The organism is Actinoplanes sp. NPDC049598, assembly GCF_040675435.1.
Taxonomy (GTDB): Bacteria; Actinomycetota; Actinomycetes; order Mycobacteriales; family Micromonosporaceae; genus Actinoplanes.
On record NZ_JBFAOX010000007.1, the window covers coordinates 32837 to 57831 of the forward strand.

Annotated in this window: 22 protein-coding genes and 1 pseudogene; 13 read left to right on the plus strand and 10 right to left on the minus strand. The window is 73.6% G+C overall.

The features are described from left to right. Positions 1 to 24 precede the first annotated feature (24 nt). Entirely contained in the window at positions 25 to 2277 is a 2253-nt protein-coding gene (gene lon / locus AB0J66_RS17765) for an endopeptidase La (RefSeq protein WP_364662173.1), read from the plus strand. Between the two features lie 48 nt (positions 2278 to 2325). On the opposite strand, the gene AB0J66_RS17770 is transcribed toward lon, so the two are convergent. Then, the gene (locus tag AB0J66_RS17770; protein WP_364661314.1) at positions 2326 to 2796 is read right to left on the minus strand and encodes a hypothetical protein; all 471 of its coding nucleotides are present in this window, start codon (positions 2794 to 2796) and stop codon (positions 2326 to 2328) included. Between the two features lie 43 nt (positions 2797 to 2839). On the opposite strand from AB0J66_RS17770, the gene AB0J66_RS17775 reads away from it, so the two are divergent. Both AB0J66_RS17775 and AB0J66_RS17780 read left to right on the plus strand, forming a co-directional pair. Beyond that, positions 2840 to 3460, plus strand: a complete 621-nt coding sequence (locus AB0J66_RS17775; RefSeq protein ID WP_364661317.1) for a TenA family protein — start codon at positions 2840 to 2842, stop codon at positions 3458 to 3460. Between the two features lie 9 nt (positions 3461 to 3469). After that, complete coding sequence (locus AB0J66_RS17780) at positions 3470 to 4870, plus strand: choice-of-anchor P family protein (protein ID WP_364661319.1); 1401 nt, start codon at positions 3470 to 3472, stop codon at positions 4868 to 4870. Positions 4871 to 4934: 64 nt separating this feature from the next. Here AB0J66_RS17780 and AB0J66_RS17785 read toward each other — a convergent pair whose 3' ends face one another. Together AB0J66_RS17785 and AB0J66_RS17790 are read right to left on the minus strand one after the other, a co-directional pair. Next, positions 4935 to 6497 carry a serine/threonine-protein kinase gene (locus AB0J66_RS17785; RefSeq protein WP_364661321.1) on the minus strand — a complete coding sequence of 521 codons (1563 nt, stop codon included), beginning with the start codon at positions 6495 to 6497 and terminating at the stop codon, positions 4935 to 4937. 1479 nt (positions 6498 to 7976) lie between these two features. Beyond that, complete coding sequence (locus AB0J66_RS17790) at positions 7977 to 9293, minus strand: SDR family oxidoreductase (RefSeq protein WP_364661323.1); 1317 nt, start codon at positions 9291 to 9293, stop codon at positions 7977 to 7979. A gap of 77 nt (positions 9294 to 9370) precedes the next feature. Between AB0J66_RS17790 and AB0J66_RS17795 the strand changes: the two genes are divergently transcribed. After that, complete coding sequence (locus AB0J66_RS17795) at positions 9371 to 12361, plus strand: BTAD domain-containing putative transcriptional regulator (protein WP_364661326.1); 2991 nt, start codon at positions 9371 to 9373, stop codon at positions 12359 to 12361. On the opposite strand, the gene AB0J66_RS17800 is transcribed toward AB0J66_RS17795, so the two are convergent. From AB0J66_RS17800 to AB0J66_RS17810, 3 genes are all read right to left on the minus strand, one after another. Further along, a complete protein-coding gene (locus AB0J66_RS17800; RefSeq protein ID WP_364661328.1) occupies positions 12339 to 13106 on the minus strand; it encodes an ABC transporter permease in 768 nt (255 codons plus the stop codon). The two genes, AB0J66_RS17795 and AB0J66_RS17800, sit on opposite strands and share 23 nt — an antisense overlap. Next, positions 13103 to 14035, minus strand: coding sequence for an ATP-binding cassette domain-containing protein (locus AB0J66_RS17805; protein ID WP_364661331.1), 933 nt, complete (start codon positions 14033 to 14035; stop codon positions 13103 to 13105). The genes AB0J66_RS17800 and AB0J66_RS17805 overlap by 4 nt, the downstream gene beginning before the upstream one ends. 77 nt (positions 14036 to 14112) lie before the next feature. After that, positions 14113 to 14922 (minus strand): alpha/beta hydrolase, encoded by an 810-nt coding sequence (locus AB0J66_RS17810; protein WP_364661334.1) that lies wholly within the window; start codon positions 14920 to 14922, stop codon positions 14113 to 14115. Between the two features lie 85 nt (positions 14923 to 15007). Between AB0J66_RS17810 and AB0J66_RS17815 the strand changes: the two genes are divergently transcribed. Then, positions 15008 to 15478, plus strand: a complete 471-nt coding sequence (locus AB0J66_RS17815) for a MarR family transcriptional regulator (protein WP_364661337.1) — start codon at positions 15008 to 15010, stop codon at positions 15476 to 15478. On the opposite strand, the gene AB0J66_RS17820 is transcribed toward AB0J66_RS17815, so the two are convergent. Continuing rightward, the gene (locus AB0J66_RS17820) at positions 15475 to 16413 is read right to left on the minus strand and encodes a hypothetical protein (protein ID WP_364661340.1); all 939 of its coding nucleotides are present in this window, start codon (positions 16411 to 16413) and stop codon (positions 15475 to 15477) included. The genes AB0J66_RS17815 and AB0J66_RS17820 overlap by 4 nt on opposite strands. A gap of 94 nt (positions 16414 to 16507) precedes the next feature. Between AB0J66_RS17820 and AB0J66_RS17825 the strand changes: the two genes are divergently transcribed. From AB0J66_RS17825 to AB0J66_RS17850, 6 genes and pseudogenes are all read left to right on the plus strand, one after another. After that, positions 16508 to 16702: a hypothetical protein gene (locus AB0J66_RS17825; RefSeq protein ID WP_364661343.1), complete on the plus strand. Its 195-nt coding sequence runs from the start codon at positions 16508 to 16510 to the stop codon at positions 16700 to 16702. Beyond that, positions 16678 to 16755: pseudogene (locus tag AB0J66_RS17830) on the plus strand (hypothetical protein); the annotation flags it as partial. The gene AB0J66_RS17825 and the pseudogene AB0J66_RS17830, both read left to right, overlap by 25 nt. A gap of 145 nt (positions 16756 to 16900) precedes the next feature. Beyond that, positions 16901 to 17119: a hypothetical protein gene (locus AB0J66_RS17835; protein ID WP_364662194.1), complete on the plus strand. Its 219-nt coding sequence runs from the start codon at positions 16901 to 16903 to the stop codon at positions 17117 to 17119. Positions 17120 to 17194: 75 nt separating this feature from the next. Next, positions 17195 to 18499, plus strand: a complete 1305-nt coding sequence (locus tag AB0J66_RS17840; RefSeq protein ID WP_364661345.1) for a lipase family protein — start codon at positions 17195 to 17197, stop codon at positions 18497 to 18499. Positions 18500 to 19019: 520 nt separating this feature from the next. Continuing rightward, positions 19020 to 19337 carry a MerR family transcriptional regulator gene (locus AB0J66_RS17845; RefSeq protein ID WP_364661348.1) on the plus strand — a complete coding sequence of 106 codons (318 nt, stop codon included), beginning with the start codon at positions 19020 to 19022 and terminating at the stop codon, positions 19335 to 19337. A 491-nt stretch (positions 19338 to 19828) separates the two neighbouring features. Continuing rightward, complete coding sequence (locus tag AB0J66_RS17850; protein WP_364661350.1) at positions 19829 to 20128, plus strand: hypothetical protein; 300 nt, start codon at positions 19829 to 19831, stop codon at positions 20126 to 20128. A 136-nt stretch (positions 20129 to 20264) separates the two neighbouring features. On the opposite strand, the gene AB0J66_RS17855 is transcribed toward AB0J66_RS17850, so the two are convergent. After that, positions 20265 to 21851 (minus strand): alpha/beta fold hydrolase, encoded by a 1587-nt coding sequence (locus AB0J66_RS17855; RefSeq protein WP_364661353.1) that lies wholly within the window; start codon positions 21849 to 21851, stop codon positions 20265 to 20267. A 193-nt stretch (positions 21852 to 22044) separates the two neighbouring features. Between AB0J66_RS17855 and AB0J66_RS17860 the strand changes: the two genes are divergently transcribed. Together AB0J66_RS17860 and AB0J66_RS17865 are read left to right on the plus strand one after the other, a co-directional pair. Beyond that, positions 22045 to 23286, plus strand: coding sequence for a DUF1800 domain-containing protein (locus tag AB0J66_RS17860; protein WP_364661356.1), 1242 nt, complete (start codon positions 22045 to 22047; stop codon positions 23284 to 23286). Positions 23287 to 23307: 21 nt separating this feature from the next. Next, entirely contained in the window at positions 23308 to 24507 is a 1200-nt protein-coding gene (locus AB0J66_RS17865; protein WP_364661359.1) for a DUF1501 domain-containing protein, read from the plus strand. 31 nt (positions 24508 to 24538) lie between these two features. On the opposite strand, the gene AB0J66_RS17870 is transcribed toward AB0J66_RS17865, so the two are convergent. Both AB0J66_RS17870 and AB0J66_RS17875 read right to left on the minus strand, forming a co-directional pair. Beyond that, positions 24539 to 24790: a hypothetical protein gene (locus AB0J66_RS17870; RefSeq protein WP_364661362.1), complete on the minus strand. Its 252-nt coding sequence runs from the start codon at positions 24788 to 24790 to the stop codon at positions 24539 to 24541. Between the two features lie 37 nt (positions 24791 to 24827). Beyond that, complete coding sequence (locus AB0J66_RS17875; protein ID WP_364661365.1) at positions 24828 to 24992, minus strand: hypothetical protein; 165 nt, start codon at positions 24990 to 24992, stop codon at positions 24828 to 24830. Positions 24993 to 24995: the final 3 nt, after the last annotated feature.

The following is a 24995-nucleotide window of genomic DNA, read 5'->3' on the forward strand; positions in this document are numbered from 1 at the left end:
GACGACATCGTTCTGCTCCCGGGCATGGTCGTACCGGTCGAACTCGACGAGGCCGCCCAGGCCGCCGTCGACGCGGCCCGCACGTCGGCCGGCTCCGAGCTGCTCATCGCCCCCCGCCTCGAGGACCGCTACGCGTCGCACGGCGTCGTGGCGAGCCTCGAACGGGTCGGCAAGGCCCGCGGCGGCGTGCCGGCCGCGGTCCTGCGCACCGGCGCCCGCGCCCGCATCGGCAGCGGCGTGACCGGACCCGGCGCGGCCCTGTGGGTCGAGGCCGAGCCGGTCGCGACCGCCGCGCCGAGCGAGCACGCCCGTGAGCTCGCCGCGGAGTACAAGCAGCTGGTCGTGTCGGTCCTGCAGCGCCGCGAGGCGTGGCAGGTCATCGACTCGGTCAGCGCCATCGACGACCCCGGCGACCTGGCCGACACGGCCGGCTGGGCGCCGTACCTGTCCAACGACCGCAAGCGCGAGCTGCTCGAGACGCCCGACGTCGAGAAGCGGCTGCGGCTGCTGATCGAGTGGACCACCGACTTCCTGGCCGAGTCCGAGGTCAGCGACAAGATCGAGAGCGACGTCCGCGAGTCGGTCGAGAAGCGCAACCGCGAGTACCTGCTGCGCGAGCAGCTCAAGGCGATCCGCAAGGAGCTCGGCGAGGACGAGCCCGACGGCAAGGACGACTACCGGGCCCGGGTCGAGGGCGCCGACCTGCCCGACGCGGTCCGCGAGGCCGCCCTGCGCGAGGTCGGCAAGCTGGAGCGGGCCGGCGACCAGAACCCCGAGGCGGGCTGGATCCGGACCTGGCTCGACACCGTGCTCGACCTGCCCTGGAACGTCCGCACGGACGACAACACCGACCTCACCGCGGCCCGGGCCGTGCTCGACGCCGACCACCACGGCCTGGACGAGGTCAAGGAGCGCATCGTCGAATACCTCGGCGTGCGCGCCCGCCGCGAGTCCCGCGGGCTGTCGGTCGTCGGCGGCCGCGGCTCCGGCGCGGTGATCCTGCTGGCCGGCCCGCCCGGAGTCGGCAAGACCTCGCTCGGCGAGTCGGTCGCGCGCACCCTGGGCCGCAAGTTCGTCCGGGTCGCCCTGGGTGGCGTCCGGGACGAGGCGGAGATCCGCGGCCACCGCCGTACGTACGTCGGGGCGCTGCCCGGGCGCATCGTCCGCGCCATCCGCGAGTCCGGCTCGATGAACCCGGTCGTCCTGCTCGACGAGGTCGACAAGGTCGGCAGCGACTACCGCGGCGACCCGGCGGCGGCCCTGCTCGAGGTGCTCGACCCGGCGCAGAACCACACGTTCCGCGACCACTACCTCGACCTGGACCTCGACCTGTCGGATGTGCTGTTCATCGCGACGGCCAACGTGCTCGACACGATCCCGCAGGCGCTGTTCGACCGGATGGAGCTCATCTCGATCGACGGCTACACCGAGAGCGACAAGGTGGCCATCGCCCGCGACTTCCTGGTGCCCCGCCAGCTCGAGCGGGCGGCCCTGTCCGAGGGTGAGGTGACGGTCACCGAGAACGCCCTGCGGGAGATCGCCGCCAACTACACCCGGGAGGCGGGCGTACGGTCCATGGAGCGCCTGCTCGCCAAGGCGTTCCGCAAGGCCGCGCTGGGGGACCTGCCCGCCACGGTCGACGCGGCCGGCCTCAAGGACCTGATCGGACGGCCCCGGTTCACGCCGGAGTCGGCCGAGCGGACCGCCGTCCCCGGCGTCTCCACCGGCCTGGCCGTGACCGGCATGGGCGGTGACGTGCTCTACATCGAGGCGTCGCTGCTGCCCGGCGACAAGGGCGGGCTGTCGGTCACCGGCCAGCTCGGCGACGTGATGAAGGAGTCGGCCCAGATCGCCCTCTCCTACGTGCGGGCCCACGCCGAGGAGCTCGGCATCTCCCCGGAGCAGCTTGACCACCCGATCCACCTGCACGTGCCGGCGGGTGCGGTGCCCAAGGACGGGCCGTCGGCCGGTGTCACCATGACCACGGCGCTGGTCTCGCTGCTGCTCGGCCGCAACGTGCGGGCCGAGGTCGGGATGACCGGCGAGGTGTCGCTGACCGGCCGGGTGCTGCCGATCGGCGGGGTGAAGCAGAAGCTGCTCGCCGCCCAGCGGGCCGGCCTCACCGAGGTCTACCTGCCGCAGCGCAACGAGCCCGACCTCGACGACGTCCCGGCCGACGTGCTGGCCGCGCTGACGGTCCACATCGTCTCCGACGTCCGCGAGATCCTGAACACGGCCCTGGAGCCCGTCTCCTCGGGCATGGTGTCAGCGCTGTAGGACCAGCCGCCTCCTCCTCGGTTGCCTTCACGAGGAGGAGGCGGTTCTCTATGGGGTGGCTGACAGGAGCCGACCGAACTGGGTCGCCAGCAGGGCCCCGCTGTGGCCGACGGCGGCGAACGTACGGTCGTTGCCGTCGGTCATCTGCAGCGACACGGTGATCTCGCCGTTGTCGGTCTTGCTCTGCGCGCTGCTCACGTCGGGAGCGCTGATCGTCGCGGCCGGCCCCCGCCGCCGGTCCCGCGCCGCCATGACCAGCCACCAGGCCAGCCCGCCGAGCGCCGCGCCCGCGAAGACCACGCCGCAGGCGATCCAGAGCACCGGCCCCAGCCACCCCGGCCCGCGATCCTCCGCGTTGACGGCGACCATCGCCAGCCCGGCCGCCAGAATGAGCCCGCCCACACCCGTCTTGGCCGCCCGCTGCCGCCCCGGCGCCGTCTCGTGCACCTCCACCTGCTCGGGGAGGAACTCCAGGGTGACCAGCTGACCGGCCTCGGTGCGCACGCGGGGAACCTTCACCCGACCACGGTAGGCCCCCGGCGCCCTGTGGGAGCGTGGCGGGGTGATCAGCCAGTGGTGGGAAGACATCGGGGACCTTCGGGTCCGGATCGACGAGCTTCCGTTCGTACGGGGTCTGGGCGACGGCACCCTCGATTCCGGCGCCTTCGTCTGGTACCTGGAACAGGACGCGCTCTACCTTCGTGGCTACGCGCGGGTGGTGGCCGGCGCGGCCCGACTCGCCCCGGCCGTCGACGAGCAGGCTTTCTGGGCCGCGAGTGCCCAGCGGGCGATCGCCGGGGAGCGACAGTTGCACGAGAGCTGGGGCGTCAGGGAGGCGGAACCGGCCGCCGTCACGATCGCCTATCTCGATCACCTGTCGGCTCAGGGCGACTATCGCGTCCTGATCGCGGCGCTGCTGCCGTGCTTCTGGCTCTACCACGATGTCGGGAGCCGTCTGCATCCGCTGTCGCACGCGGGGCATCCCTATCGCTCCTGGCTCGACACGTACGCCGATGAGATGTTCGCGCAAGCCACCGAAGAGGCGCGGGTCATCGTGACGCGAGCGGCGGCGCACGCCGACGATCTGACGAGAACGGCAATGCATGAGGCATTCCGGATCTCGGCCACCCATGAGCATGCGTTCTTCGCCGCACCGCATCAGCAAATCGGTCAAAAACGATAAATTGCCCATATGACTATGACTTGGGTACGGCCGGTGTTGCGCCTCGGAGTGGCAGTCCTGATCGGAACGACCGCCTCCGCCGTCGGCCCCGGGAGCGCCCGGGCGGCGTTGCCGGCCGGGTGCGCGCAGTCGGGCTCGACGGTGACCTGCACCTATGGGTACACCGGGAGCGAGCAGACCTTCACAGTTCCGGCCGGTGTGCAGTCGGTGCAGGTCACCGCGACCGGCGCGGCCGGTGGGAAGAACAGCAACGGTCTGACCGGCGGCCGGGGAGCCACGGTCGCCGGAACCCTGAGCGGGCTCACCGCCGGCACCACCCTTTACGTCGAGGTCGGCCAGTATCTCGAGACCGCCACCGCCCCGAACGGCTTGGGGAGCGGGACCTTCAACGGCGGCGGGGCCGGTGTCGGACACGCGTCGGGTGCGGGCGGCGGCGCCTCCGACGTCCGCACCGTCAGCGGTGGCGGCAACCCGGCCACCACCGGGCTCGCCTCGCGGCTGATCGTGGCTGCGGGCGGCGGAGGAGCGGGTGTCTCCGACGAATCCGGCAACAGTGAAGGCGGCGACGCCGGGGCGGACGGCCGGCCGCTCATCACGTCATCCGAGCAGCAGGTGAAGGGCGGCCAGGCGGGAACGCAGAGCGCGGGCGGATCGGGTTACAGCAACGGGATGCTGGGGCGCGGCGCCGACGGCTACCAGAGCGACCTCAGCAGCGGTGGTGGCGGCGGCGGGCTGTACGGCGGCGGATCGGGCACCCCAACCGGTTTCGTCGACGGCTGGTGGCCGACCGCGGCCGGCGGCGGAGGCGGCGGCTCCTCGCTGGTCCCGGCCGGTGGCACCGGGCCGAATCTGACCAGCGCCCCGGCCTCGGTGACGATCTCGTACACGGCAGCCCCGGCGGTGCTGCAGTTCGACGCTCACGCGTACGTCACCCGGGCCGTTCCCGGCGCCGCCACCGGCAAAGCCGACCTGACCTGTACGGCCACCGCCGGCACCGTCTCCACCACCGCGCCCGCCGGCGCCGGCAGCAGCCGCGCCACCGGCGCCATCGCCCAGAACGGCCTGCGCACGGCGACCGCCACCGCCACCGTCCTGAAGGCCCAGAACATCACCACCCAGGGCATCACCGTGACCACGACCGCCACCCAGACCGCGAACGGCCAGGTCACCACCACCGGCACGGCCACCCTGAAATCCACCAAGGTCAACGGCATCTCCGTCCCGGCCAACCCGGCCCCCAACACGACCCTGCCCCTGCCCGGCGGCAGCCTCGTCCTCAACGAGCAGATCCCGCTGGCCAACGGCCTGTCCGTCAACGCCATCCACCTGCGCTTCGGCTCCCTGGAGGCCATCATCGGCCACGCCGCGACCAGCCTCACGGCCGTCGGATCCGCCTGCCCCGCCAGCTGACCGCCGCGGAAGCTCCGGGCCGCGGGAAGCTCGGACGGGCTGTCTGCCCGGCCAGGTGGGCGGGTTATTCGTCCTCGTCCGAGTCCTCGTCCTCATCGCCGTCGGACTTGAGCTTGTCCTTTTTGGGCTTTGCCTTGGCCGGTGGGGCCTGCTTCGCGGCGGGACCTGCGGCCGGGGCTGCGGCGGGGCCCGCGGCCGGAGGCGGGGCGGGGGCCGCGGCGCGGGTGACGGGGGCGGCCTGGACGGACATTTCGGCCAGGCACGTGGTGCCGTTCAGGCGGAACGTCACGGGCAGGGCGGCCACCTCGCCGTAGGCGGCGGAGAAGCCGGTGGCGGTGGTGGCACCGGGTGGCAGGGCGCCGCCTACCGCGGAGACGGTACGGCCGTTCTGCTTCCACGTGCCCGACCAACCCTTGAGCAGTCGCTGGTCGGCCGGCAGGGCGAATGTGAGCTGCCACGCGGGAACGGCCACCCGGCCCGTGTTGCGGATGGTCACATTGGCTGCGGCGCGGCCGGTGGACGTACCGCGCAGGGCATAGCGGACGGTGCAGGCCGGCTTGGCGGCCGCCGGCCGGGCCGGAGCCGGGGAGGCCGAGGGCGGCGGGGTCGCGGCGGCCGCAGTGGCCGAGCCCGCCGGGCCATCGCCGGCCGCGTGGACAGCCCAGCCGCCGGCGACCAGGCCGAGGGCGGCCAGGGCGCCGACCACCACGCGGCGGTGGCCGGCGGGCAGAACCGGACGCCGCCGCTGGGCCACGGTCGGGCCCGCGGCCAGCGAGGTGCCGATCTCGGCCGTCTCCGGGACGTGCAGCAGCTTGGCCGGGGGCAGGCCGGCCAGCTCACCGAGCCGGTCGGCCACCTCGGCCGCGCTCGGCCGATCGCCCGGGCCCTTGGCCAGGCAGCGGCGGACCAGCCGGGACACTACAGCGGGCATACCCGGTACGGGTGGCAGCGGATCCGGTTCGGCGTACACATGGGCCCGCAGCATCTGGGTCACGGTCGAGGCGGGCCACGGCGCTCGGCCGGCCAGCACCAGGTAGAGCAACAGGCCGAGGGCGTACACGTCGGAGGCGGGGCGCACCGGCCCGCCGGCGATGCGTTCCGGCGCAAGGTAGGCGGGCGTGCCCAGGACCCGGCCGTCCTGACCGTCGACCGCCCCGACCGTGGCCGAGATGCCGAAGTCGACGAGCTTGGCCCCGGCCGCGGTGACCATGACGTTGGCCGGCTTCACGTCGCGGTGCACCACACCCCGGGCGTGCGCGGCGGCCAGCGCGGCCGCCACCTGGGCGCCGATCACCACCGCCGGCTTCCACGGCAGCGGCCCGCCGGCCACCAGATCGGCCAGCGACCGGCCGTCGACCAATTCCATGACGACGTACGGCCGGCTCGCGCTCTCGCCGTAGTCGTACACCTCGACGACGTTCGGATGCCGCAGCCCGGCCGCGGCCCGCGCCTCGTCCCGCAGCCGGCGCAGCACCTCCGCGTCGGCGGCCAGCTGGGCGGCAAGCACCTTCACGGCCACGTCGCGGCCCAGCACCTCGTCCGAGGCGCGCCAGACCACCGACATGCCGCCCCGGCCCAGCCGCTCCCGCAGCCGATACCGCCCACCGACGAGCTGCCCAGTCTCCACGAAGATCGCCGATGCCCGCCCAGCCCACGCCCGAAACACTTGATCTCTTGCAAGTAATCCCCCCACCGAAGATCCACTCTGGCCCGGCGGCATCTCCTCAGCCCCATTTGTGACGTTTAGTGGGCGTCGAAAGTCGTCGGCCGGCGAGCCCACCACGCGGGGCAGCGAAATCGCACGCTACGTTGTCGCAACCCGGTCGCCGCTCTGCCACAGCCGGTGATTATTGGCGCAGGCTGTCAACGGGTGGGCCATGGCAGCCCGATACGCCAGCCCGACTAGCCCCAGCTCATCCCGCCGCGCGGACCCACTGCGCCCGGCTGGTCTTCCTCGCTGTGCAGGCCCATCCCGCCGCGGGTCCGCTCCACCAAGGAGGCCCATCCGGCCGTGCGGGTCCACTGCACCGGGCGGGCTCATCCCACAGGGCGGGCCCGTTCCACCGGGCGGGCCCATCCGGCCGTGCGGGCTATCCGGCCGTGCGGGCTATCCGGCCGTGCGGGCCCATCCCGCCGTCCGGGCCCACTCCACCGCGCGGGATCCCACCGCGCGGGATCCCACCGCGCGGGATCCCGCCGTGCGGGCCGATCCGGTTGTGCGGGCATATCCCGCCGTCCGGGCCCATCCCACCGCGCCTCGGGGTCCACTCCACCGGGCGGCCCACCGGCCGTGCGGCCCGCCCCGCCGGGCTAGCTCATCCGGCCGCGCGGGTCCATTCCACGGCGCGAGACTCCACCGCTGGCCCATCCGCCCGCCCTGGCTCATCCGCCCGCGCTGGCTCGTCCGGCCGCGGGGGTCCATCCACCGCGCTGGCCCATCCCACCGCGCCTGGGGGTCCATCCACCGAGCCGGCCCCATCCCACCGCGCCTGGGGGTCCACTCCACCGGGCGGCCCTTTCGGCGGTGCGGGCTCATTCGGCCGTGCGGGCTCATCGGGCCGTGCGGGCTCATCGGGCCGCACTGGCTCATCCCGCCGCGGGGGCCCATCCGCCCGCACTGGCTCATCCCGCCGCGGGGGCCCATCCGGCCGCCCGGGCCCATCGCGCCGCGCCGGTCCACTCCACCGGGTGGGATTTCACCGCTCGGGCCCATCCCACCGCGCGCGTCCACTGCGCCGCACGGGCCCATCCCGCTGCGCGGGACCACTGCGCCGCGCGGGACTACTCCGTCGAGCGGGACTTCTCCGCTGGACCGGTCCATCCAGGCGGTCGATCCGCGTCGCCTCGTCCTGGGACGGATCGGGGTTGTGCTGGTGTCGCAGGCAGTCCGTCTCTGGCTGATATCGGCGTGCGCCGGCGTTTGGCCGCGGGCTTGATTCTGGGCCGGTTGGCGTGGCGGAGGTCGGGCTCGCGCTGGAGCGGATGGGGGCGACGGGTGAAGTAGGGCCTCGCTGAAGCGAGTGGAAGCGGCGGGTGGCGCGCCGTTTGCCGGTCGGGATGCCGTGTCTTGAGCGGTGTGTGGCAGAGGGGGAATGGGGCGCGCTGGCTAGCGGCGGTGGAGGTGGCGGGTCAAGGCGGCGAGGGCGGCGGTGGCGGTGGCGTCGATGAGGGCGATGCGGCGCCACGACGGGGCGAGGGTGGCTGCGGCCAGGTCGGTGGTGGCGTGGAGGGTGTCGATCAGGAGGCCGGTGGCGGTGATCGCCGGGGTGGGGCGGGCAGCGGTGGTGGCGGCCTGGAGCAGGTGGCGGGCGGCGAGGATTCGGGCTGCGGTGGGGGCGCCGCGCGGGGCGGGTGGGCGCAGGACGGTGCGTGCGGCGAGCAGCAGGGTGCCGGCCCAGGCGGTGCGGGCGACGGCGGCGGTGACCAGGCGGCGGGGAGTGGGGCGGTCCGCGGCGAGGCTTGGTGGGAGGAGGAGTTCGCCGGGGCGGCGGCGTCGGCCGAGCCAGGTGGTGTACGGGCTGTGCTTGAGGACCAGGCCGGGGTGGGCGCCGTGGAGGCGGCCGGGGTCGCCGGCGGGGGTGTCCACGTTGTCGGTCCGGGTGTCGGGGCGGGGGGTCTGCTGCGTGCCGCGGCCGAGACGCCGGACGCCCAGCACGGCGTCGGTCAGGGCCGGAGCCAGGCGCTGGGCCAGGCCGAAGGCGGCGGCCGCCCCGCCGACCGAGATCTCGCGGCGCGGGTGTTCGGCGGCGTAGACGATGGTGTCGGCGACCAGCTCGGGGGCGTAGACCGGCGGGGGTGGCTTGGCCATGCTGCCCAGCTTGCTGCGGGCGTGCTCGAAGAACGGCGTGTTGATCGACGCGGGCAGGATGGTGGTCACTGTGATCGGCGCGCCCTCCTGGGCGAGTTCGCTGCGCAGGCTGTCGTGCAGGGCGCGCACCGCGAACTTGCTCGCGGTGTAGGGCGCCTGCAACGGCACGCTGCGGACACCTTCGGCCGAGACGACCCCGATGACCGTGCCGCCGCCGGCTCGGCGCAGCGCGGGCAGGGCTGCTTTGATCCCGTACAGCTGGCCCAGGAAGTTGACCCTCATGACCCGCTCGAACTCGGGGCCGCTGATGTCCTCGACGCGGCCCCAGATGCCGACGGCGGCGTTGTTGACCCAGGTGTCGATGCGGCCGAACCGCTGCTCGGCGGCTTTCGCGAGGGCGGTGACGGCCTCGGGGTCGGCCACGTCGGTCGGCACCGCGACGGCCGTCCCGCCGGCCGCGGTGATCTGCTCGACCAGCGAGTCGAGGGCCTGCGTGGTGCGGGCCGCGCAGACCACCCGGGCCCCGCGAGCGGCGAAGGCGAGCGCGGTGGCCCGGCCGATGCCGCTGGACGCCCCCGTGATCACCACGACCTGATCGGACACCGGTTTGCGCATGGCAGAGCGTCTACCCGCATCACGGGCGGCTAAGCACGGCGATCCGGCGCATAGGAGTGGAGCACTAAAGTCGGGGCGTGACCGTCGAGCTGGTCCTGCTGACGCGCGTGGCTTTTCGCGGGCGGGAAGTCGCCGGCCCCCTGCCCCGGGCAGTGCTGGCGCTGCTGGCCGGGGAGCTGCGCAGCGGTGTCAGCACCGGGCGGCTGGTCGAGGCGTTGTGGCCGGAGGAGCGGCCCGAGCATCCGGTGAAGGCGTTGCAGCTGCTGGTGTCGCGACTGCGGGCGCGCCTCGGGGCGGGCGTCATCGTCAGCACACCGGGCGGCTACCGGTTGGCGCTGGCGGCGGAGCAGGTCGATGCGGCTGCGGTGCTGTGGCACGCATCTGAGTGCGGCCGGGGGAAGCCGGCCGAGGCGCTGCGGCACGCCGAGGCCGGGCTGGCGTTGTGCGGGGATGCGGCGGGCTGGGACGGGGGCAAGGACGATCCGTTGTCGGCGCTGCGGGCGGCGCGGGTGCCGGCGTACCGGGCGTTGATGCGGGGCCGGGGCCTGGCTCTCTCACGGCTCGGGCGGGCCGCCGAGGCGGTCGAGCCGCTGCTCACCGTGGCCGGCTGGGCGCCCGGGGACGAGGAGGTGCTCGGCGAGCTGCTGCGGTGCGAGGCGGCGACGGCGGGCGCGGCCGCGGCGTTGGCGCGCTACGACGCGTACCGCCGGGGGTTGAAGTCGCAGTTGGGCCGTGACCCGGGGATAGCGCTGCGCGAGGTGCACCGGGCGCTGCTGCTCAGCGACGAGCCGCCGGTGCGCCGCGGGGTCCGGCAGGAGCCGAACGAGCTGCTGGGCCGGGCGGCCGACGTCGCGGCGGTGACCGCCCTGCTGGAGTGGTCGAGGGTGGTTTCGGTGGTCGGCGCGGGTGGGCTGGGCAAGACGCGGCTGGCGCACGCGGTGGCGCGCGGAGCCGGGCAGCGGCTCGTGCACGTCGTCGAGCTCGCCGGGGTCACGGCCGGTGGCGATGTGGCGGGCGAGGTGGGCTCGGTGCTCGGCGTGCGGGAGGCGGCCGGCCGGCTCGGTCTCCTGGGTGGCATCACCGAGGCCCTGGAGCCCGGGCCCGCCCTGCTCGTGCTGGACAACTGCGAGCACGTGGTGGACGGGGTGGCCGACCTGGTGCAGGCGCTGATCTCGGCCAGCGGGCAGCTCCGGGTGCTCGCCACGAGCCGGGCGCCGCTGCGGCTGTCGTCGGAGGCGCTCTACTGGCTGCCCGAGCTGGACCTGGCGGCGCTGACCGAGCTGTTCGGCCGGCGGGCGCGGGCGATCCGGCCCGATGCCGGCCTGCCGGCCGAGGCGGTGCGCCGGCTGTGCGAGCGGCTCGACGGGCTTCCGCTGGCGGCGGAGCTGGCCGCGGCCCGGGTCCAGACGATGTCCGTGACCGAGGTGGCCGAACGCCTCGACGACCGCTTCGCGCTGCTGCGCGGCCGGGCCCGGGACGCCCCGCGCCGGCACCGCACCCTGGCCGCCGTCATCGACTGGAGCTGGCATCTGCTCGAGGCGGACGAGCAGGAGGCGATGCGGCGGCTGTCGGTGTTCGCCGGTGGGTTCACGGCCGAGGCGGCCCGGCATGTGCTCGGTGACGACGCGGTCGTCGAGCAGCTCGTGGACCAGTCGCTGGTGCAGGTGGCCGACACGCCGGCCGGCACCCGGTTCCGGATGCTCGAGACGGTCCGGGAGTTCTGTGCGGCCCGCCGCGCCGGCGCGCCCGAGACGGATCGCTTCCTGGCCTGGGCGCGGGATTACGCGGCGCGCCGGCCGGTGGATCCGGCGGCCGGGATGCCCGACCTGGCGGTGATCCGGGCCGAGCAGGACAACCTGGTGCAGGCCCTGCGGTACGGGTTGGAGCGGGCCGACGGCGCCACCGTCGTGTCGATGACGGCGCTGCTGGGCGCGCTGTGGATCACCGAGTCGAACTTCAGCCGCCTGGCCGTGCTGGCCCAGGACACCTCCTGGCTGCTGTCGCACTTCCGGCCCGGGCCCGAGCTCGTGGAGGCCACCCGCACGGCGGCGGTGCTGGACGCGCTCGTCGGGTTCATCATGCCCGGGCTCAGCCCGCTGCGGGCCCTGGCCGCCCTCCGCCGGCTGCCGGAACCCGCGCCGGGCACGCCGGTCGGGGCGCTCCACGTCGTCCTGGGCTCGCCGGACGCCGCCCCGCTCGCCGACAGCGCCGATCCTCTGGTCGCCGCCCTGGCCAACTATGTGCTCAGCTACGCCTTCGAAGACCGCAACGACCGGCCGGGCGCCCTGCGCGCGGCCCGCCGGATGCTCGCCTCCCTCGACGACGACTCGCTGCTGCTGCGGGCGCTGGCCCATGGCCGGGTGGGCGAGCTGTGCCTTCAGGTCGATCCGGGTGAGCCCGCGTACGAGCACTTGAGCGCGGCTCTGTCGGTCACGGGGAAGCTCGGCTGGTCGGTCGCCGCCCGGGGCCGGTGGGCGCTGATCCTGGCCGACGTCCAGCGGGGCGCGTACGACGAGGCGGAACGCGGGCTGGCCGAGGCGGCGCCGGGCGGCGGGGACGACTGGATCGAGCTGGAGCGCTTCCGGCTGTGCGCCCGGGCCGGCATCGCGCTGGGCCGCGGCGACGTCGAGGGCGGGCTGCGTCTGTGGCGGGAGGCCGTCGCGGGGGCGCCGCCCGGCGCGGGGTTCTGGCGGTACGAGGTGGAGGCGGTCGCCGTCATCACGCACACCCGCCACGGACGGGTCGACCTCGTACGCACCGTCGCCGACCTCCTGCCCGGCCTGGTGTCGGCCGCGGTGCGCACCGTGCCGGTGTCGGAGTTCCCGGTGTGCGGCACGCTGCTGCTGGCCCTCGGGCTGGTCGACCTCGCCGATGGCCGCCCGGCCCGGGGCGCCCGGACGATCGCGCTGGCCGAGCGCTTCGGCGTGCTCCGCGGCTTCCAGCCCGACGTCTCTCCGGAATGGATCCGGGCCGCCGCCCCGCCGGCCGACCGCGCGGTGTACGCCGACTGTGGGCCGGACGAGTTGCGGGCGGCGGCCCTGGCCCTCATCGGATCGGATCGCGCTTGAACAACGTCCGGGCCCACAGGTAACCGGCCGCGGCCAGAACGCCGCACCAGGCGACGGCGACCACCGCGCCGGAGCCGACGGGCGCGCCCAGCAGCAGATCGCGCAGTGTGTTGATGATCGGTGTGAACGGCTCGTGGGAGACGAACCAGCGCACCGGGGCCGACATGGTCTCCGGTGGGACGAAGGCGCTGCTGAGGAACGGCAGCAGCTGCACGACCAGGGTGAACGGCGCGACGCCCTCGGCGGTGCGGGCGGCCAGCCCGGCCGCCACGGCGAGCCAGGTCAGGGCGAGGGTGAGCAGCGTCAGCAGGCCGGCCGCGGCCAGCCAGCCGAGCGGGCCGGCCGACGACCGGAAGCCCAGAGCGACGGCGACCGCGACGACCAGGGCCGTGCCGGTCAGCGTACGGATCGTGGAACCGGCCACGTGCCCGGTCAGCACCGACGCCCGCGAGATCGCCATGGTCCGGAATCGGGCCATGATGCCCGTCGTGACATCCCGGTTGACCGCGAGCGCCGTGGTCGTGGCCCCGTAGCCGGCCGTCATCAGCAGGATCCCCGGCAGCAGATAGTCCACGTAGTCGCCGCCGGTCGTGGTCTGCGCGAATCCGGCGTTCAGCGCGCCGCCGAACACGCCGACGAAGAGCAGGAGCAGGATCAGCGGCAGGGCGAGGGTCATGACGACCGCGCCCGGGTTGCGCCGGGTGTGCCGCAGATTCCGTCGCACCATCGTCAGGGTGTCACTCATCGGACGGCCTCCTTCGTCAGCGCGAAGAACACGTCGTCCAGGTTGGGCGTGTGCACCGACAGCTCCTCGACCTCGGCCCCGGCCCGGTCCAGCCGGTCCAGCAGCCCGCGCAGGGCGGCGACGCTGCCGTCACCCGGCACCCGCAGGGTGAGCGCCTCGTCGTCGCGGGCGGCTTCGCCGAGCGCGCGCGCCGCCACGTCGAGGCGGGTCCCGTCGGCGAACCGCAGGAGCACGTGACCGCCGGACAGGCCCCGCTTGAGCTCGGCCGTGGTGCCGGCGGCGACGATCCGGCCGTTGTCGAGCACGGCGACCCGGTCGGCCAGCTCGTCCGCCTCCTCCAGGTACTGCGTGGTCAGGAAGATGGTGACGCCGCCGGCGACCAGCTCGCGGATGGTCTGCCACATCTCGTGCCGGCTGCGCGGGTCGAGCCCCGTGGTCGGCTCGTCCAGGAAGATCACCCGAGGGTCGCCGATCAGGGTCATGGCCAGATCGAGCCGGCGCCGCATGCCGCCGGAATAGGTCGAGGCGAGCCGGCCGGCCGCGCTCCCGAGACCGAAACGGCCGAGCATCTCGGCCACCCGCCGTCGGCCGGCCGCCCCGCCGAGATGGTGCAGGTCGGCCATGAGCTGAAGGTTCTCGGCGCCGGTGAGCAGATCGTCGACGGCCGAGAACTGCCCGGTCACCCCGATCGCGGCCCGGACCGCCGCCGGATCGGCGGCGAGGTCGTGCCCGGCCACCCGGACCCGGCCGCCGTCGCCGCCGATCAACGTCGACAAGATCTGCACGGTGGTCGTCTTGCCCGCCCCGTTCGGCCCGAGCAGGGAGAACGTGGTGCCCTCGGCCACGTCGAAGTCGATGCCGTCGAGGACCACGGTGCCCGCGAACGACTTGCGCAGCCCGCTCACCTCGATCGCCGGTACGCCGGTCATACCCGTCCCTTCCTCGCCGCGACCGGGATGGCCGCGTCCCGCCGGGAAGCGTGCGCGGCGCCGGTGTCCGTACGGCTTCACCGCGGTGTCAGGAACTCCAGGAGCGCCTGGGCCACCTGCTCCGGGGCCTCCAGGGCGGCGTAGTGGCCGACCCCGTCCAGCTGGACCGACGTGAGCTCGGTGGCGCCGGCCTGGGACATCGTGGTGGCGGTGAAGGGGCCGCCGGCCGCGCCGATGGCGAGCACGGGGACGGCCAGGCCGGGGGAGTGGGCCAGGGCGCGGATCTCGTCGCCCTCGCGCAGCATCGAGCGGTAGAGGCCGGCGGCGCCCCGCCAGGCGTCCGTACGGGAGTAGGTGCGCACGAACTCGTCGAGATCCTCGGTGGCGGTGGCGAACACGGACCGCAGGAATTCCCGTTCGTGACCGGGCAGCAGCATCTCGGGGACGCCCGGGGTGGCCAGGACCCCGATGTACCAGGCGCCGCCGTGGGTGACGTCGGCCAGCGCCTCGAGACCGAAGCCGGGCAGCCCCATCTCGATCGTGGTCAGGCTGCGGACGTCCTCGGGGTGGCCGGTGGCCAGGCGGAACACGGTGGCCCCGCTGATGTCCTGCCCGACCAGGTGCACGGGGCCCAACCCCAGGTGGCCGACGAGCCGGTGCAGGCTTTCGGCGGCCGAGGTGCTGTCGTACGCGCCGGGGCCGTGGGCCGAGTCGCCGAAGCCGGGCAGGTCGACGGCGAAGACCCGGTGGTGCCCGGCCAGCAGCGGGATGAGCCGGTGGAACGTCCACCAGGTCTCGGGGAAGCCGTGCACGAGCAGGATCGGGTCGCCGTGGTCGCCGGCGGCGACGTAGTGCAGATCGCCCGCTCGGTGGTGGGTGAAGTCCATGTCAGCTCCAATTCGACAGTCTAGGTGTCGAAAAGATAGACACCCAGACTGTCTTTCGTCCAGGGGTTGTCGTAACGTGTGGCGCATGTCCCGCTCCGGTGCCGACCTCGCCCTGCTGCTCATCGCCGGCTTCCGCACGCTGGTGGACGACGCGATCGCCGAGCTGGCCGCGCGCGGCTACGAGGACGTGCGCCCGATCCACGACTTCGCGCTGCGGGCCATCGCCGACGGGGCCGACAGCGCCTCCGAGCTGGGCCGGCGGCTCTCCATCACCAAGCAGTCGGCCGCCCGCACCATCGGGGTGCTGCAGGAGCGGGCGTACGTCAGTGTCGAGCCCGACCCGCGCGACGCCCGCCGCAAGCGGCTCCAGGTCACCGAGCTCGGCTTCGAAGTGATGCGGGTCGGTGAGGGCATCTTCGACGAGCTGCGGGCACGGTGGGCCGACCGGATCGGCGCGGCCGAGCTCGAGACGGTCGAGAAGCACCTGGCCACGCTGATCGGGGCCGCGCCCGTCCGCTTCGACACACCGGGCTGGATGGCCCGCGACCTCGGCTAGGGCGCGCTGACGGCGAGGGTGCCGAAGCCGGCGGCGGCGGTGACATCCAGGCCGGAGCCGGCGCCGGCGGTGAGGGTCGTGTCCGGGGCGATGCCGTGCTCCCTGTTGCCGTAGAGGCTGACCTCGCCCGCGCCCGACTGCACCCGCACCCGGACCGGGACCTCGCCCTCGGTGCGGATGCTCCACTCCCGAACGCCGCCGGACATCCGGATCGGCAGCGCCCGCTCGACCCGTGGCAGCGTCAGCGACACGGTCTCGGCGCCACCGGACAGGTCGATCCCCCGCACCGTGCCGCCGGTGAGCACGAACGTCGCCCGCCGGGCGCCGCCGTTCATGTGGATCGTCCAGGCGATCCGCTCGTCGAGCAGCACGTCGAGCCGGGCCGGATCGGCCGGGTCGGAGGCGACGCGTACGGCCGTGCCCCGCACCGAGACGGCGCCGGCCGAGGCGCTGGCCTGAACCGGGCCGTCGGCCGTCCGCCCGAGCGAGAGGTTCAGCTCACCCACGTCCCCGGCCAGGTCGACCGTGCCCGCGTCGAAGGCCGGCCCGGGTGCTCCGGGAGGCGCGGCCGCCGGCCCGGGCGGGGCCGCCACCTTTGCCGGCTCCGCCCGATTCGAGACCAGGCCGTACGTGACGAGGGCGCCCCCGACGAGGACCGCCGCCCCGATCAGGGCCGCCGCCCGCGACCGCGAGCGACGGGGAACGCCGGGCCGCAGGGGCGGAACCACCGGAAACTCCTCGGTCGGCAGCTCATCATCGGCCGGGGCGGCCCACGTGGCGGACGGATCGGCTGCGACGGAGGGGGTTGCGGCGGTGGGGGCGGCCCCGGCGGCGGAGGGGCCCGCGGCGGTGGGAGCGGAGGGAGGCTCGGCGGCCGGCTCCTCCCGGAAGGCGTAGCCGGCGGGGCCGGAAAGCAAAGAAGAACTGTCATCCATCGGTGTCTCCTCGCTTCGGCCACGAACGGCGTCATGCAGCAATACGGCCCGCACCCACGCTTCGGTTCGACGCCGGGGTTCAGTCATCGTTCCGATGGCCGCCGCTATCGTGATCCGGACCGGGTTCGCGTTCGACGAGGAGTTCCGGGGCCGCTTCCGGAGCGAGGTGAACCGGGCCCGGCAGGCGCCGCCGTTCTGCACGGCCGAGGTGCTCGACGCGGATCCGGAGCACTGGAGTATGTCGACGGGCCCGGCCTGGCCGAGGTGGTCCGGGAGAGCGGGCCGTTGACCGCGGGCGCCCTGCACAGCGTCGCCGTCGGGGTGGCCACCGCGCTGGCCGCGATCCACGGGGCCGAGGTGGTGCACCGGAATCTCAAGCCGCGCAACGTGCTGTTGCATCCACGACATCGAGCACGCGATCGTCCTGGGGAGCGCGATCATCCGTACGGCCGGGGGAAGACGCACCGCCGAGGGCAGCCAGACCCTCGTGTCGATCCCGCTGTCGCCCGACGCCGAGCACTTCGCGCCGCACTTCGACGATCCGCGGCCGGAGCGGTGCTTCGACGCCACGACCCACGAGGCCACCTGCCCGATCGTGGAGGAGGCGTTCGAGACGTGGGCCGACCGGCGGGAGCCGGCCGCGTTGAAGGTGCGCATCGAGGACGGCGTAGTAGTCCGCGTGGCCGGCCTGGACGTGCCCGCCTAAGTGAGAATTTCGGCTTCTGGTTTGTCTCGGGTGCCCTGGTTACCTTCCGGTAACTAAGCCCTGTGGAGGCCGGACATGCCCATCCGTACTCATCTCGCCGCCGTGCTGGTCGCCCTGGGAGCCGTCGGCGTCGCCGCGGTCCCGGCCGAGGCCGCCGTCACCATCCCCGCCTTCTACACCCCGCCGGCCACGCTGCCGGCGGACAACGGTGCGCTGGTCCGCACCGAACCCCTCCCGCTGGCGCTCTCCCTGCCCGGCATCACCGGCACCCTGCCGGGCCGGGCGACGCGGATCATGTACAAGTCCACCGACTCGGACGGCCAGGCCATCGCCGTCACCGGCGCCTACCTCGAACCCGCGGCGGCCTGGCGCGGCTCGGGGCCGCGGCCGCTGGTGGTGCTCGCCCCCGGCACCATGGGTCAGGGCGACCAGTGCTCGACCTCGCTCGCCCTGCAGAAGGGGCTGATCCTGGGCTCGGAGCAGGGCCAGACAACGGTGTCGATCGGGTACGAGGTGCTGGCCATGTACCGCCTGCTGGCCCAGGGCATCGCGGTCGTGCAGACCGACTACCTGGGGCTGGGCACGACCGATCGGCTGCACACGTACGTCAATCGGGTCGACGAGGGGCACGCGGTGCTGGACGCGGCCCGCGCGGCCAAGGCGCTGCCCGGCACGTCGGTCACCGCGGCCTCGCTCGTGGGTCTCTACGGCTACAGCCAGGGTGGGGGTGCGGTCGCGTCGGCGGCCGAGCTCCAGGCGTCGTACGCGCCGGACGTCCGCCTCAGCGCGACCTATGCCGGCGCCCCGCCGGCCGATCTGGCCGTCGTCACCACCGCGATCGACGGCAGCGAGCTCGTGGGCGCGCTGGGCTGGTCGGTCAACGGTTTCCTCCAGTCCGAACCGGACCTGCGGCCGCTGGTCGACAAGTACCTGAGCGACGCCGGCCGGGCCGCGCTGAAGTCCCTGTCCACCATGTGCGTGGGCGACGCGATCTTCGGTTACGCCGGGCGCAGGAGCTCGTCGTGGACGGCCAACGGCGAATCCCTGGCCGGCATCACCGCGGCCGAGCCCGTCCTGCGGGCCTTCATCGAGCGGCAGCGGATCGGGACCAGCAAGCCGACCGGGGTGGTCCGGGTCGCCACCGGGCTGTACGACAACCTCGTGCCGCACGCCCAGGCCCGCACGATGGCCGCCGATTGGTGCCGCCTCGGTGGCCGCGTCGTCTACGCACCGGTGATCCTGGCCTGGACCGCCAGCCCGCTGCTGAACCACTTCGGCCCGCTGCTGACCGACCAGGGCCCGGCCATTGACTGGCTCACCGACCGGCTCGCGGGCCGCCCGGCCGCCTCCACCTGCGCGATCCTGCCCCTGCAGCCGTAGCTCGCCGACACGCCGAGAAAATCTGGGTGCCTCGGACTAGATTTTCTTGGCCGGGTCGGCTAACGTTCCTGGTGTTGACAGGCGAGATCAAGAAAGACGCCGACGAGTGACCGAGCGTTACGCAGGGCCTGGACTCATGGGAAGGGCTCGCTCGGCACGCGCGCGAGGTTGGCGCGTCGCAGGCAAGACCTCGACGTAATTCCAGGTCGAGGCCTCGTCGCACGTGTTCGGGGCCAAGCAGGTGAGTGGGGCTTCGACACCGGCGAGCGGCAAGACAGCAAGACAGCACGGATGCAAGCAGAGGAAAGGGAGGGCTGAACACCGTTGGATCGCCGCCAGGACGCTTTTCCGGGTCTTGGGCGGTTGCCGCAGTTTCCATCGAACGAGAGGTGGTCTCCGGTCACGCTTAAGCGATCCTCGCACCTCAGTGGTGCGCATACGAAGCAGTAGATGGTGTTTTACCCGCAACCCTGGGCCCCGGCGCACACAGCGCCGGGGCCCTCGTTCTGAAGGAAGGTATATGGCCCTATCCGACGATATGTTCGGCGACGAGGATTACCCGGCCTACACGATGGGCCGCGCTGCGGAGATCACCGGCGCCTCGCAGGACTTCCTGCGCCGGCTCGACGAGGCCAAACTGATCACCCCGTTCCGCTCGGCCGGCGGCCACCGCCGCTACTCCCGCTACCAGCTGCGCCTGGCCGCCCGCGCTCGCGAGATGGTCGAGCAGGGCACGGCCCTGGAGGCGGCCTGCCGGATCATCGTGCTGGAGGACCAGCTCGAGGAGGCCCTCCGGCAGAACGAGCAGTACAAACGCCAGCAGGAAGCCGACGCCTGACCCGACTTCGCCCGGCCGTCCCGGGCGCTCTTTCCCCCTCCATCGCCGGACCGCGCCCCCCACGCGCTGTCCGGCGATTCCGTCAGCGCCCGTAGCCCGCCGACTCGCCCGGCCCCTTCCTGCGCCTCGCGCCCGGCCCCTTCCTGCGCCTCGCGCCCGGCCCCTTCCTGCGTCTCGCGCCCGGCCCCTTCCTGCGTCTCGCGCCCGGCCCCTTCCTGCGTCTCGCGCCCGGCCCCTTCCTGCGCCTCGCGCCCGGCCCCTTCTGCGCCTCGCGCCCGGCCCCTTCTGCGCCTCGCGCCCGGCCTTCCCGCGCCCCACGCTTGGCCTTCCCGCGCCCCACCCCGCGCCCGCCATCGCGCGCCCACCCCCACGCCCGCCCTCCTGACCTCCCGCGCTCGCCCTCCCAACCTCCCCGCCTCCGCCCCCGGGCCTCTCTCGCGCCGGGTCGCCCTCCGCGCGGATGGCGGGAAGGGTGCTGGATCATTGGGGCTATGGCTTTGCAGGTGGAGATTCACTTTCCGGTTACCGCGGACGACGAGTGGATCGACGACGTCGGTGACTTCATGATCGATCTGGAGGACGAGCTCGGGATCGAGGAGTCGGAGGACGGCGAGGAATTCGGCGACGCCTACGTCTTCTTCATCACCGGCGGGAACGAGCGGAAGCTGCTCGCCGCGGCCTCCCGCGTGGCCACCCGGGCCGGCGTGCCCGCGGGCGCCTTCGCCATGGTCACCACCACCGACGCCCCGCGCGTCGGGATGGGCCGCCGGGTCAACCTTCCTGTCCGCTGACTCGCGGCCGGCTCCAGGATGCGGGCCGGCATAGGGCGGTGCCGGCTCAAGGTGCGGGGCGCCGGCTCCAGGAACAAGCTGTGGTGAGGTCACCGGTGCGGGCCCCTCCCCGTGGAGAGGCCCGCGGGCCGGAGGGTCAGCGGCCGATCAGCTTCTGCAGATCGGCGCGGGTGGTGGCGCTGCCCGTGGAGAGGGCGCGGGCGGTGTCGGCCGTCGGGTTCGGCGGGGGCACCGGGGCGCACTTCTTGTCGGAGCGGGTGCCGGGCAGGCGGCTCGGCAGCGCGCCGGTGGCCAGGTAGGCGGCGACGGTGTCGTCGACGCAGGCGACACCGTTGAGGGAGCCGGCGTGGGTGGTGCCGCCGACGCCTTCGACGAGGACCGAGCGCGGGAAGCGCTGCCGTACTTCGAGGCTGCCCGTGTACGGCGTGGCGGCGTCCTTGGTCTCGCTGATCAGCAGGATCGCGGGCGCCTTACGGCCGTCCACCCGGACCGGCTTGCCGGCCTTCGCGCCCCAGTCCCGGCAGGGGGCGTTGAACCAGGCGTTGTTCCAGGTGATGAACGGGTACCGGGCGTGCAGCCGCCAGTTGTCCCGCCGCCACTTGGTCCAGTCGCGGGGCCACTGCGCGTCGGTGCACTGCACGGCCAGGTACACCGCGTAACTGTTGTCCGCGCCCGGGCCGCCCGGGACCCCGTACAGGTCGAGAAGGCCCTTGGGGTCCTTGTTGTTGGCCCACGCGCTGAACGCCTCGGCGACGTCGGTCCACCCGAACACGTAATAGCCGGCCGAGACGAAGATGTCGTTCCACTCGCTCGGGCCGATCTTGCCGGCGGCCGGTGCCCGGCGGAGCTGCTGCTGGATGGCGTAGTACTTCGCCTTCACGACCTTGGCGCTGGCGCCCAGGTGGTAGACCGCGTCGTACTTGGCGACCCAGGCGAAGTAGACGTCCATGTTCTTGTCGAACTGCACGTCCTGGTCCAGGTTGGCGTCGTACCAGACCCGGCGCGGGTCGACGTTGCCGTCGAAGACCATCCGCCGCACCTTGTCCGGGTGCAGCGTCGCGTAGACCTGGCCCAGATACGTGCCGTACGAGAAGCCGTAGTAGTTGATCTGCTTGGCCCCGAGCGCCCTGCGGATGCTCTCCATGTCGGCCACGGAGTCGGTGGTCTTGAGGTGGTCGAGCAGCGGGCCGCCGGCCGCGTCGCACGCCTCGGCGTACCCCTCGGTCTTGGCCAGCCAGGCCTTCTCCAGCGACCGGGTGACCGGCACGTAATAGGGCCGGTTGTAGCCGGTGTACTCGGAATTGCAGGTCAGCGCGGGCCGGCTGGAGCCGACGCCGCGCGGGTCGAAGCCGATCCAGTCGTACGCGTCGCCGGCGCCCCCGGGCACGTACTCACCCAGCACCGACAGGGTCAGGCCGGAGCCACCCGGCCCGCCCGGGTTGACCAGCATCACGCCCTGATACTTGGCCGCCGTCGTCTTGTGCTTGATCCGCGAGACGGCGATCTTGATCTTTCTGCCGTTCGGCCGTGCGTAGTCCAGCGGCACGGTCAGCAGGCCGCATTCGGCCTTCCGCTGCTGCAGGCTCGCGCTGGCGCACGGTCCCCAGGAGATCGTGCTGGGTGCGGGTGTGGTGGCGCTCTGTGCGTGCGCGGGCGTGAGGACGCTAGCGCTGATCACCAGCCCGGCCGCAGAGGCGACGGCGGCCGCCAGGATTCTTCTCATCCCATGCCTTTCGGTCCGTCCCGGCGCTCCTCGGTGAAGCAGCGCCGGGACGCAGCCTAGTAATCCAGGCATACAAATGTGACTGGCCGTTGCGGTGGAGTTACCCCCTGATCATCGGTGGCTGGGGCGACGTTGACACGGGCCGGACGCGACCCTTACCGGACGCTTACAACGGACGCCTAGCGTCGCCGGCATGACCGACCGTCGTCAGGTGTCCCACCTGCTCCGCCGGCTGACCTTCGGGCCGACCACGAAAGAGGTCGACGCCGCGGAGAAGGCCGGCTACGAAGCGACCTTGGCCTCGCTGCTGCGCCCGCCACCCCCGGGCCCGCTGCCCGATCTCGGCCCGGACCCGGCTGCTGCTCTCGGCGCCGGCGCCACCCCGGAGGCTCGGCAGAAGGCCCGCCGGCAGCAGCGCGATCAGGTCGCCGAGGCCGTCCGCTGGTGGCTGGCGCGGATGACCACCGGCGGCGCGGCCGAGAAGCTGACCTTCTTCTGGCACGGGCACTGGGCCACCAGCGTCCGCAAGGTGCGCTCGGCCCAGCTGATGCTGGGGCAACAGGCGACCTTCCGGCGGTACGGGTGGACAGACAGCGGCCCGCTGGTCCGGGCGATGCTGCGCGACCCGGCATTGATCATCTGGCTGGACGGGCAGAAGAACACCCGGAAGGCGCCCAACGAGAACCTCGCCCGCGAGGTCATGGAGCTGTTCACCCTCGGGGTGGGCGCCTACACCGAGGCCGACGTCAAGGCGGCGGCCCGGGTGCTGACCGGCTGGCAGGTCGACCGGGCCACCGGGGCCGCGCGCCTGATGCCGAAGCGGCACGACGACCGCCCCGTCACCCTGCTCGGCCGGACCGGCTCGTTCGACGTCGACTCGTTCGCCGACGCCCTGGTCCGGCACCCGGCCCACGTGCCCTTCCTGGCCGGGCGGCTGTGGGCCCGCTACGCCGGCGCGACGGCCCCGCCGCCCGCGGTCGCGGCCGCCGGACGGTCCACCACCGCGCTGATCGGCGCGATGGCCCGGGCCCCGGAGTTCGCGACCACCGCCGGCACGCTGGTCAAACAACCGGTCGAGTGGCTGATCGGGGCGGCCCGCCAGCTCGCGGTGCCGGCCGGCCAGGTGGAGCCGGGGCTGCTCCGCGGGCTGGGGCAGGTGCTTTTCGCGCCGCCCTCGGTCGGCGGCTGGCCGGCCGGCGCGGCCTGGCTGACCACGTCGTCGGCCCTGGCCCGGCTGCGGGCCGGGCAGCGGCTGGCCGCGCTGGCCCCGGCCGCGGTGGACCGGCTGACCGGCCCCGACCGCCTGGAGGCCCTGGCCACGATGCTGGTCGTGGACACCTGGACCGACCGTACGCTCGCCGCGCTGCGCGACGTCAAGGATCCGAGCCGCCTGCTCGCGCTCGGCCTGGCCAGTCCCGAATACGCCGTTCACTGACTTTCCTCACGGGAGTGCGACATGGACACCATCACCCGGCGCCGATTCCTGGTCGCCAGCGGCGTCACCGGCGGCGCCGCCCTGACCGCCTTCGGGCTGCACGATCTGCTCGCCACTGCCGGCGACCGTGACCCGGACGCCGGCACGCTGGTCCTGGTCACCCTGTACGGCGGCAACGACGGGCTCAACACCCTCATCCCGTACGAGGACCCGGCCTACGCGGCCGCCCGGGGCGACCTGACGTACCCGCCGGAGGAGCTGCTGAAGCTGGACGACGGCTTCGCGCTCAACCCCGGGATGCCCGGGTTCCACCAGCTCTACCGGGACGGGAAGCTGGCGGTCGTGCGCGGCGTCGGCTACCCGAAACCCAACCGCAGCCACTTCCAGTCGATGGACATCTGGCAGAGCGCCCAGCCGGACCGCCCCGGCACCACCGGCTGGCTCGGCCGCTGGCTGGACACGGCCGGCGGTGATCCCCGCCTGGCCGTGTCGTTCGAGCCGGTGCTGCCGCCGCTGCTGGCCGGCGCCACCTCGGCCGGGGCCACCGTGCCGGGCGGCTCCCTGACTCTGCCGGGCGCGTTCCCTTTGTCCAAGCTCGGGCTGGCCGCGCCGGGCGAGTCACCCGCCCAGGCCCGGGCCGCCGCCTGCTTCGCCGACCTGATGCGCGTGCAGGACCTGATGAAGCAGATCGGCGAGGGCGCGGACGAGGACACCGACGACGACGCGCCCGCCACGGCCACCGGCGGCGCCGCGCCACCGCTGGACCAGCAACTGGCGCTGGTCGCCAAGTGCATCGAGGCGGGCGCGGCGACCCGGGTCTACTCGGTCTCGCTGGGCGGCTTCGACCTGCACGCCGACGGCAAGGACACCCAGCGGGCGCAGCTGGCCAAGCTCGACAAGCCGCTGGCCGCGTTCGCCGAGCGGATGGCCGGGCGCGGCGTCGTGGTGGCGGTCTACTCCGAGTTCGGCCGGCGGGTGCACGCCAACGCCTCCGACGGCACCGACCACGGCACCGCCTCCGACGTGTTCCTGCTGGGCGACGGCGTCCGCGGCGGCCTGCACGGCGAGCCGCCCAGCCTGACCGACCTCGACGACGGCGACCTGAAGTTCACCGTGGACTTCCGCGACGTCTACGCGACCCTGCTGGCCCAGGTGCTCGGCGCCGACCCCGGCCGCACGCTCAACGACTGGCCCGGCCGGCTCGGCGGCGTGCTGCGCTGAGCCGGGCCGCTGAGCCGCGCCCGGGAGTCGGTCAGCCCAGGGCCTTGAGCTTGGCCTCGACGCGCTCGCGGCGCTCCAGCAGCACGTCGATGACGGCCTCGGTCTCGTTGAGGCCGGTCAGCTCGGTGGCGATGTCCTCCGGCTCCTGGAAGCCCTCGGAGTTGTCGCCGTCCTCACCGCGGCGGCCCTGCGCGTCGGCGGCGACCCGGCGTAGCTCGGCCAGCTCGGCGTCGATGTCCTGCAGCTCCTGGCGCAGCTGCTCGGGTGTGGCTTGATCAGTCATGCGGGCCATCATACGAACCGGCCCGATGAGAGCGGCGTCACTCGGCTCGCAGCGGCTTGGCGACGACCTGGGTCGGGGCGATCTCGGCGCGGAGCGGCTTGGCGTTGAGCGCGGCCGCGGCGGCGCCGAGGCCGCCGGTGGTCACGACGAGTGCCCCGGTCACGGCCAGCGCGCTGAGAGTGCGGCGGATGGAGGTCTTCATGGC

Excerpts from the sequence above, each read along its gene's own strand:
- lon (WP_364662173.1), top strand. The coding sequence starts at position 25 with ATGGTCGTACCGGTCGAACTCGACGAGGCCGCCCAGGCCGCCGTCGAC.
- AB0J66_RS17780 (WP_364661319.1), top strand. The coding sequence starts at position 3,470 with ATGACTATGACTTGGGTACGGCCGGTGTTGCGCCTCGGAGTGGCAGTC.
- AB0J66_RS17790 (WP_364661323.1), bottom strand. The coding sequence starts at position 9,293 with ATGCGCAAACCGGTGTCCGATCAGGTCGTGGTGATCACGGGGGCGTCC.
- AB0J66_RS17800 (WP_364661328.1), bottom strand. The coding sequence starts at position 13,106 with ATGAGTGACACCCTGACGATGGTGCGACGGAATCTGCGGCACACCCGG.
- AB0J66_RS17805 (WP_364661331.1), bottom strand. The coding sequence starts at position 14,035 with ATGACCGGCGTACCGGCGATCGAGGTGAGCGGGCTGCGCAAGTCGTTC.
- AB0J66_RS17810 (WP_364661334.1), bottom strand. The coding sequence starts at position 14,922 with ATGGACTTCACCCACCACCGAGCGGGCGATCTGCACTACGTCGCCGCC.
- AB0J66_RS17815 (WP_364661337.1), top strand. The coding sequence starts at position 15,008 with ATGTCCCGCTCCGGTGCCGACCTCGCCCTGCTGCTCATCGCCGGCTTC.
- AB0J66_RS17820 (WP_364661340.1), bottom strand. The coding sequence starts at position 16,413 with ATGGATGACAGTTCTTCTTTGCTTTCCGGCCCCGCCGGCTACGCCTTC.
- AB0J66_RS17825 (WP_364661343.1), top strand. The coding sequence starts at position 16,508 with ATGGCCGCCGCTATCGTGATCCGGACCGGGTTCGCGTTCGACGAGGAG.
- AB0J66_RS17840 (WP_364661345.1), top strand. The coding sequence starts at position 17,195 with ATGCCCATCCGTACTCATCTCGCCGCCGTGCTGGTCGCCCTGGGAGCC.
- AB0J66_RS17845 (WP_364661348.1), top strand. The coding sequence starts at position 19,020 with ATGGCCCTATCCGACGATATGTTCGGCGACGAGGATTACCCGGCCTAC.
- AB0J66_RS17850 (WP_364661350.1), top strand. The coding sequence starts at position 19,829 with ATGGCTTTGCAGGTGGAGATTCACTTTCCGGTTACCGCGGACGACGAG.
- AB0J66_RS17855 (WP_364661353.1), bottom strand. The coding sequence starts at position 21,851 with ATGAGAAGAATCCTGGCGGCCGCCGTCGCCTCTGCGGCCGGGCTGGTG.
- AB0J66_RS17860 (WP_364661356.1), top strand. The coding sequence starts at position 22,045 with ATGACCGACCGTCGTCAGGTGTCCCACCTGCTCCGCCGGCTGACCTTC.
- AB0J66_RS17865 (WP_364661359.1), top strand. The coding sequence starts at position 23,308 with ATGGACACCATCACCCGGCGCCGATTCCTGGTCGCCAGCGGCGTCACC.
- AB0J66_RS17870 (WP_364661362.1), bottom strand. The coding sequence starts at position 24,790 with ATGACTGATCAAGCCACACCCGAGCAGCTGCGCCAGGAGCTGCAGGAC.
- AB0J66_RS17875 (WP_364661365.1), bottom strand. The coding sequence starts at position 24,992 with ATGAAGACCTCCATCCGCCGCACTCTCAGCGCGCTGGCCGTGACCGGG.